Raw genomic sequence first — 8,308 nt, forward strand, 5'->3', positions numbered from 1 at the left:
CCCGTCCACCAACCGCGACGAGTACCGCTCGACCTCCGCCCGCTCCCAGCCGTCCCCCGCGTCCCGGACCACCAGACCACCCCCGGCGCGTCCCGCCACCGGAGCCCACGCCTCCAGCTCCACACCCCCGCCCGCGGCCCGCACCGGCAGCACCGAACCCGCCCGCGCCAGCACCGGCACCCGGGACAGCGGCGCGTCGAGCAACACCTGCCCCGGACCCTCGTACACCTCGCCCGTCGCCGTGTCGTACCAGTGCCCCCGCGGCAACCGCACCGCCCGCCGGTCCGCCCCCGGCTCCAGCACCGGCGCCACCAGCAGACAGTCACCCAGCAGGAACGCGTCCTCGCACTCCCGCAGCGCCCGGTCCCCGGGAGCCCGCCACCACAGCGGCCGCACGTACGGGGCACCCGTCAGTTGGGCCAGGTGCGCCAGCGTCACGAAGTACGGGCGCAGCCGCTCCCGCTCCTCCAGCACCGCCCGCGCGTGCCCGAGCACCTGCGCACCGAACTCCCACGGCTCGCGCCGGCCCGCGTCGATCGCGGCATGGGTACGGAACAACGGCAGGTACGCACCCAGCTGGAACCACCGCAGATACAGCTCCGGCGACGGCGACCCGTCGAAACCGCCCACATCGGGCCCCGAGTACGGCACCCCGCACAACCCCAGACCCAGCACCAGAGCCAGCGAGGCCCGCAGCCCCGGCCAGCCGGTCCCCACGTCACCGGACCAGGTGCCCCCGTACCGCTGCATCCCCGCCCAGCCGGAACGCGAGAACAGGAACGGCCGCTCCCCGGGCCGCAGCCGGCACAGCCCCTCGTACCCGGCGCGCGCCATCGCCAGCCCGTACACGTTGTGGGCCTCGCGGTGATCACCCCCGCGGCCCTCCAGACAGTGCCGCGCCGACCGGGGCAGCGTCGGATCCCCGAAGGCGGCGAACGACACCGGCTCGTTCATGTCGTGCCACACCCCCGAGAACCCCTGAGCCAGCCGCTCCTCGTACAGACCGCCCCACCACTCCCGCACCCGCGGATCGGTGAAGTCCGGATAGACGCACTCGCCGGGCCACACCTCCCCGCGCACCGTCCGCCCCCGCGCGTCCCGGACGAAGGCCCCGCCGCCCACCGCGCTCCCCGAGTCGAACACCGCGTCGCCCGGCTCCGCCCGCACCGCCGGGTCGACGATCGACACCAGCCGCACCCCCTCCTCCCGGAGCTCCTTCGCCAGCCCCGGCAGATCGGGGAAGCGCCGGTGGTCGACGGTGAACACCCGGTGCGCGTCGTAGTGGTCGATGTCCAGATGCAGCGCGGACAGGGGCAGCCCCCGCTCCCGGTACCCGGCGACGATCCGCCGCACCTCCCGCTCGCTCCCGAACCCCCACCGGGCGTGCTGCGGCCCCAGCGCCCAGGACGGCGGCAGCGCCGGAGCACCCGTGAGCCCCGTCCAGCCCTGCAGCACCCGGGCCGGCGTCCCCGCCAGCACCCAGCAGCGCAACGGCCCCCCGTCCATCCGCACCTCGCACGTCCCCGGACGGTCGTGACCCGACCCCGCGCCCTCCTCGCCCTCGCGCAGCGTCACCCGCCCCGACCAGGTGTTGTCGTGGAACACCAGATGCGTCCCCGCGTCGGAGACCACGAACTGCACCGGCATCGTCAGGTACAGCGGATCGTCATCCGGCCCGAAACGCCCGCCCGGATCGGTGTTCCACAGCCCGTACACGCCGTCCCGCAACCGCGGCCCCGACGCCCGGCCGCCCAGCCCGAAGAACCGGGCGTCCGCCGGGACCACGGAACGCTGCACCCACCTCGCCCCCGCCGCACGCCCACCCGCCACCGGCTCCCACCAGCGCGGCGGCGACTCGCGCCGGAGCACCACCCCGCCGGGAGTACGCAGTTCCACGGCCCCGTGCCGCGACACCGCGACGGTCAGCCGCTCCGAGACCACCTGCCAGCCACCGTCCTTGTCCGGCTCCAGCTCGGCCCGCGGGTCCACCTCGGGCACCGCCCCGGCCAGCGCGTACGAGGGCGCGGGTTCCGCCCCGTCCCAGCCCCGGGCACCCGCGCCCGCTCCGCACCGCGGGCCGGCAACGCCCGCGCGTCCGCACGGCGACGCCGCCAGGAGGAGCGCACCGTGCGCAGCCCCCGCACCGAACCGACCAATTTCACCGAACGCACCAGGTCACGACCATCCATGCGGCTCACCCTGCCACCCGGCGGGGCGGGCGCGGGCTCCGTTCAACTTCCGTTCACCCGGGGGTGCGCGACATGTACACATCCCGGCCGCGACGGGGAACCCTGGTGCGAAAGACGATCACGTGGCATCGTCCGTGAGGGCCGCCGCGCGCACACCCCGGCACGTGTGCGCGCCATCCACGCCCACCCCGCGTACGCGTAACAGTCCAGGGAGCCGCCCCATGACCGCAGCAGCCAACGAAGCCCCCCTCTGGCAGCCGGGCCCCGAACGGATCGAGGCCGCCGCCGTCACCCGCTTCCAGCGATGGGCGGCCGAGCACCACGGAGCACCGGCCGAGGGCGGCTACCCGGCTCTGCACCAGTGGTCCGTGGCCGAGCTCGACACCTTCTGGAAAGCCGTCGCCGAGTGGTTCGACATCCGCTTCTCCACCCCGTACGAGACCGTCATCGGCGACCGCGCCATGCCCGGCGCCCAGTGGTTCCCCGGTGCCACCCTCAACTACGCCGAACACGCGCTGCGCACCGCCGAGGACCCCCTGCGCGCGGACACCCCCGCCCTGCTCCACGTCGACGAGACCCACACCCAGGCCCCCCTCTCCTGGGCAGAACTCCGCCGCCGGGTCGGCTCGCTCGCCGCCGAACTGCGCACCCTCGGCGTCACCCCCGGCGACCGCGTCAGCGGCTACCTCCCCAACATCCCCGAGGCCGTCGTCGCCTTCCTCGCCACCGCGGCCGTCGGCGGCGTCTGGACCTCCTGCGCCCCCGACTTCGGCGCCCGCAGCGTCCTCGACCGCTTCCAGCAGGTCGAACCCGTCGTCCTGTTCACCGTCGACGGCTACCGCTACGGGGGCAAGGAACACCACCGCGCCGACACGGTCGCCGAGCTGCGCCGCGAACTGCCCACCCTGCGCGCCGTCGTCCACATCCCGCTGCTGGGCACCGAGGCCCCCGAGGGCGCCCTCGACTGGTCCGCCCTCACCGCCGCGGACACCGAGCCCGTCTTCGAGCAGGTGCCGTTCGACCACCCGCTGTGGGTGCTCTACTCCTCCGGCACCACCGGGCTCCCCAAGGCGATCGTCCAGTCCCAGGGCGGCATCCTGCTCGAACACTTCAAGCAGCTCGGCCTGCACTGCGACCTCGGCCCCGACGACCGCTTCTTCTGGTACACCTCCACCGGCTGGATGATGTGGAACTTCCTCGTCTCCGGCCTGCTCACCGGAACCACGGTCGTGCTCTACGACGGAAGCCCCGGCTACCCGGACGTCAGCGCCCAGTGGCGGGTCGCCGAGCAGACCGGGGCGACCCTCTTCGGCACCTCGGCCGCCTACGTCATGGCCTGCCGCAAGGAAGGCATCCACCCGGGACGCGACTTCGACCTCTCCCGCGTCCAGTGCGTCGCCACCACCGGCTCCCCCCTCCCGCCCGACGGCTTCCGCTGGCTGCACGACGAGGTGGGCGACGACCTGTGGATCGCCTCGGTCAGCGGCGGCACGGACGTCTGCAGCTGCTTCGCCGGCGCGGTCCCCACCCTCCCCGTCCACATCGGTGAACTCCAGGCCCCCTGCCTCGGCACCGACCTGAGGTCCTGGGACCCCGCGGGCGAACCGCTCATCGGCGAGGTCGGCGAACTGGTCGTCACCGCGCCCATGCCCTCCATGCCGATCCGCTTCTGGAACGACCCCGACGGCAGCCGCTACCACGACAGCTACTTCGACATGTACCCCGGCGTCTGGCGCCACGGGGACTGGATCACGATCACCGACCGCGGCTCGGTCGTCATCCACGGCCGCTCCGACTCCACCCTCAACCGCCAGGGCGTACGGATGGGCTCCGCGGACATCTACGAGGCCGTCGAACGGCTCCCCGAGATCCGCGAGTCCCTCGTCATCGGCCTCGAAGAACCCGACGGCGGGTACTGGATGCCGCTCTTCGTCCACCTCGCCGAGGGCGCGCGGCTCGACGACGCGCTGCGCGACAGCATCAAGCGGACCATCCGGGAGAACCTCTCGCCGCGCCACGTCCCCGACGAGGTCATCGAGGTCCCCGGCATCCCGCACACCCTCACCGGCAAGCGCATCGAGGTTCCGGTCAAACGCCTCCTGCAGGGAACGGCCCTGGCCAAGGCGGTCAACCCCGGCTCGATCGACAACATCGAGCTCCTCCACTTCTACGAGGAACTCGCCCGCAAGCGTCACTGACCGTCCGCATTGTCAGTGCCCGTGATTACTCTGAGTGAGCAATGTTCTACGGCGCACTGGGGGACAGTCATGGCACACACCGGGAACACCGACAACAACAAGCACACCAATAACAGCAAGCACACCGGAAACGGCAAGCACATCCGTACGGCCGGACACCGCAGGTCCAGCGCGTCCATGCGACGCACGCTGCGCCGCGAAGCACCCAGCACCATCGGCCTCCTGGCCGACGAGCAGGACTTCGCGGCGATGCGGCGCTACCGCACCTTCGCCTTCGACGACCACACGGTCTACCTCCAGCAGGTCGAACACCTGCTGAAGTCCCTGTCCGCCCAGGGCGTGCACGCCACGGTGGCGCTCTTCGACCCCGAGGAGTACGCGGAGTTCTGCGCCGAGTCGGGACTCGCCCCCGACGCCCCGGCCAGCCGCAGCCGCTTCACGGCCGAGATCGCGGCGGCCGGCGCCACCGTCCCCTACACCGGACAACCCCTCGACTCCCTGATCCCGGTCCTGGTCGGCCGAGCCGTCCGCCGGGCCACCTGGGAGTACGCCACGATGCTCCTGGCGAACCTCGGCGAATGCGCCGACTGCGGCCAGGACGTCGGCCGCGAGGCCTTCGACCGGGCCTCCCACCTGCTGCTCCGCATGCTGGAGGCGGCCGGTCCGGGCACCCACCACCTGGTCTGCAGCGTCCCCGCCGACAACGAGCACCTGCTCGCCGTCCTGCACACCGAGCGCGACGACGCCGCGGGCCCCGCCCGGCTCGAATCGGACGAGGGTGCCGAGTTCGTCACGGTGCTCGCCGTCGGCGTCGCCCTCGAAAAACCCGGCGGAGTCGTACTCCGTACGAGTCGGCCCGGCGCCCGGGACCGTGTCCACGGCTGGCGCCTGTCGCGCGGCAGCCTGCTGCCGCTCAGCGCCGGCCAGGTCTTCGACGCCTACTGCACCGACGCCGAAACCGGTGAACCGGTCGCCCCGGAACCGCACGTGGAGTACTGCGCGGGCTTCGACCTCGGCGCGGACGAGCCGAAGCCGCACCACTGACCGGACCGACAGCCGGAGGGGCTCCCCGCCCTCGGCGGGGAGCCCCTCCACGACACGGCACCGCAGCGGCGGCTACTCGCCCGACAGCACCGCCTGGGCCGCCACCCGCGCCTCTTCGGCGGAGTCCGCCGCCCGCGCGGCGGAAGCGGCGCGCTCGCACTGCGCGAGCGTGTACTTCGCCAGCGTGGCGCGGACATAGGGGATGGACGCGGCGCCCATCGACAGCGACGTCACACCCAGCCCGGTCAGGACACAGGCGAGCAGCGGATCGGAGGCGGCCTCACCACAGACACCACAGCTCTTGCCCTCGGCCTTGGCGGCCTCCGCAGAGAGCGCCACCAGGTCGAGCAGCGCGGGCTGCCACGGGTCCTGCAGCCGGGACACCGCGCCCACCTGCCGGTCCGCGGCGAAGGTGTACTGCGCCAGGTCGTTGGTGCCCAGCGAGAGGAACTCCACCTCCTGCAGGATCGAGCGCGCCCGCAGCGCGGCGGACGGAATCTCCACCATCGCGCCGAACTTCGCCCGCAGCCCGGCCTCGCGGCAGGCGTCGGCGAAGGACTTCGCGTCCGCGCGGTCCGCCACCATGGGCGCCATGACCTCGAGGTAGACGGGCAGCCCCTCGGCCGCCTTCGACAGCGCGGTCAGCTGCGTACGCAGTACTTCCGGGTGGTCCAGCAGACTCCGCAGTCCGCGCACGCCCAGCGCCGGGTTCGGCTCGTCGGCCGGCGTCAGGAAGTCCAGCGGCTTGTCGGCACCGGCGTCCAGCACCCGCACGACGACCCGCCCCTCGGGGAAGGCCTCCAACACGGCCCGGTACGCGGCGACCTGCTTCTCCTCGGAGGGCGCCTGCTCGCTGTCGTCCAGGAACAGGAACTCCGTACGGAACAGCCCCACGCCCTCCGCCCCGGCCTCGACCGCCGCCGGTACGTCGCCGGGCCCGCCGACATTGGCGAGCAGTGGGACCTTGTGGCCGTCGGAGGTCGCACCGGGCCCGGTGGKGGCCGACAGCGCGGCCTTGCGCGCGGCGGCGGCCCGCTCCATCTCGGCACGCTTCTCGACGCTCGGGTCGACGAAGATCTCGCCCGTGCTGCCGTCCACGGCGATGACCGTGCCCTCGGCCAGCTCACCGGCACCGGGCAGCGCCACCACGGCGGGCACTCCGAGCGCCCGCGCCAGAATCGCGCTGTGACTGGTCGGCCCGCCCTCCTCGGTCACGAAGCCGAGGACCAGGGCCGGGTCGAGCAGCGCCGTGTCGGCGGGTGCCAGGTCCCGCGCGATGAGGACATAGGGCTCGTCGCTGTCCGGCACTCCGGGCATCGGCACACCGAGCAGACGGGCCACGATCCGGTTGCGCACGTCGTCGAGGTCGGCGACGCGCCCCGCCAGGTACTCCCCGGCGTTGGCGAGCAGTGCCCGGTAGGAGGCGAAGGCGTCGTAGACGCCGCGCTCGGCGGTGCTGCCGACGGCGATGCGCCGCTCGACATCGGCCATCAGCTCCGGGTCCTGGGCCATCATGGCCTGGGCCTCCAGCACGTGCTGGGCCTCGCCGCCGGCCAGGTTGCCGCGCGCCATCAGATCGGCCGCCACCGCTTCCACGGCCTGCCGGGCGCGCCCCTGTTCGCGCTCGGCCTCCTCGGCGGGGATTTGCTTGGCCGGCGGTTCCAGCACCGCCGTGCCCATGTGACGCACCTCGCCGATCGCCACCCCGTGGCTCACACCGACGCCTCGCAGCGTTGTCTCCATTTCACCCGTCTCCGGTTGTGCGGCGGCCCGTGCTGCCGCGGTGGATATCCAGTCGGCCGTCATCGTGCCGATTCCGTCACTGCCAACCGAACAAGGTGTCGCCGGTCTTCACGTCGCCGTCCTCACGGACGTCGGAGAGGGAGTCGGTGGTGGCCTCCAGCGCCACGACCGGACACACGGGCGACTTGCCGGCCGCCTCGACGCCCGCGGGGTCCCAGCGCACGATGCCCTGACCCCGCGCGACGGTGTCCCCCTTGTTCACGAGCAGCTCGAAGCCCTCGCCGTTGAGCTGAACGGTGTCGATGCCCAGGTGCGTGAGCACCCCGTGCCCGTGCTCGTCCACGACGACGAACGCGTGCGGGTGCAGGGAGACGATCACGCCGTCGACCGGCGACACCGCCTCGGACGGCTCGCGCGCGGGGTCGATGGCGGTGCCGGGACCCACCATCGCGCCGGAGAAGACGGGGTCGGGCACCGCGGCGAGCCCGATGGCACGTCCGGCAAGAGGGGACGTCACAGTGGTCATAGGGGCCTCCCAGGGGTGGAGCTCGATCTGCGCCGGCGCAGCTGTGGGCGACGGCGTGCTGTTCAGCAGCGTAAGTCATAAGAAGTGCCGGTTCTGCCCGAGTCATGGCGGTTCGCGGCCTTAGGGGTGCACCGGAAAGGATTTGCCTCGACTCCCGGCGGCCTGTACTGTCGTACTCCTGCCTGACCACAGCACGGCTTTGAGTCGTGGGTCGGCGGCGACTTTTAAGCCCTGACTCTAACTCCGACTCGGCACCTGCATGCCTGCAGAGGTTGGTCAAGGAGAGGAAAAAGAGCTGGTAGAGTCTGAATCCGCCGAAAGGCAAAAGACCACTTCGACGGTCACCGAGAATTCGGAATCCGGTCCGGAAACGGAACGGGAAAAGGTTCTGGTAGAGTCGGAACCGCCGGAAAGGGAAAACGCGGAAGCGGAGGACCTGGAAGGCGAATCCCGCTGACCGGGAATCGGGTCCGAAAGGATCTGATAGAGTCGGAAACGCAAGACCGGAGGGAAAAGCCCGGAGGAAAGCCCGAGAGGGTGAGTACAAAGGAAGCGTCCGTTCCTTGAGAACTCAACAGCGTGCCAAAAGTCAACGCCAGATATGTTGA

Annotated in this window: 5 protein-coding genes and 1 pseudogene; 3 read left to right on the top strand and 3 right to left on the bottom strand. The window is 72.0% G+C overall.

Features of this window, described 5'->3' with window-relative positions:
• Positions 1-2,189: pseudogene (locus EAO76_RS11420) on the bottom strand (TIM-barrel domain-containing protein); the annotation flags it as partial.
• 221 nt (positions 2,190-2,410) lie between these two features.
• Here EAO76_RS11420 and EAO76_RS11425 point away from each other — a divergent pair.
• Complete coding sequence (locus tag EAO76_RS11425) at positions 2,411-4,387, top strand: acetoacetate--CoA ligase (protein ID WP_148835826.1); 1,977 nt, start codon at positions 2,411-2,413, stop codon at positions 4,385-4,387.
• 69 nt (positions 4,388-4,456) lie between these two features.
• A complete protein-coding gene (locus EAO76_RS11430; protein WP_148835827.1) occupies positions 4,457-5,431 on the top strand; it encodes a hypothetical protein in 975 nt (324 codons plus the stop codon).
• Positions 5,432-5,503: 72 nt separating this feature from the next.
• On the opposite strand, the gene ptsP is transcribed toward EAO76_RS11430, so the two are convergent.
• On the bottom strand, positions 5,504-7,174 hold the full coding sequence (gene ptsP / locus EAO76_RS11435; protein ID WP_148835828.1) for a phosphoenolpyruvate--protein phosphotransferase: 1,671 nt from the start codon (positions 7,172-7,174) through the stop codon (positions 5,504-5,506).
• A gap of 76 nt (positions 7,175-7,250) precedes the next feature.
• Positions 7,251-7,700 carry a PTS glucose transporter subunit IIA gene (locus EAO76_RS11440; protein WP_148835829.1) on the bottom strand — a complete coding sequence of 150 codons (450 nt, stop codon included), beginning with the start codon at positions 7,698-7,700 and terminating at the stop codon, positions 7,251-7,253.
• 259 nt (positions 7,701-7,959) lie between these two features.
• Between EAO76_RS11440 and EAO76_RS44470 the strand changes: the two genes are divergently transcribed.
• Positions 7,960-8,157, top strand: a complete 198-nt coding sequence (locus tag EAO76_RS44470; protein ID WP_187438563.1) for a hypothetical protein — start codon at positions 7,960-7,962, stop codon at positions 8,155-8,157.
• Positions 8,158-8,308: the final 151 nt, after the last annotated feature.

Origin of the sequence: Streptomyces sp. sk2.1 (assembly GCF_008120935.1) — a bacterium.
Taxonomy (GTDB): Bacteria; Actinomycetota; Actinomycetes; order Streptomycetales; family Streptomycetaceae; genus Streptomyces.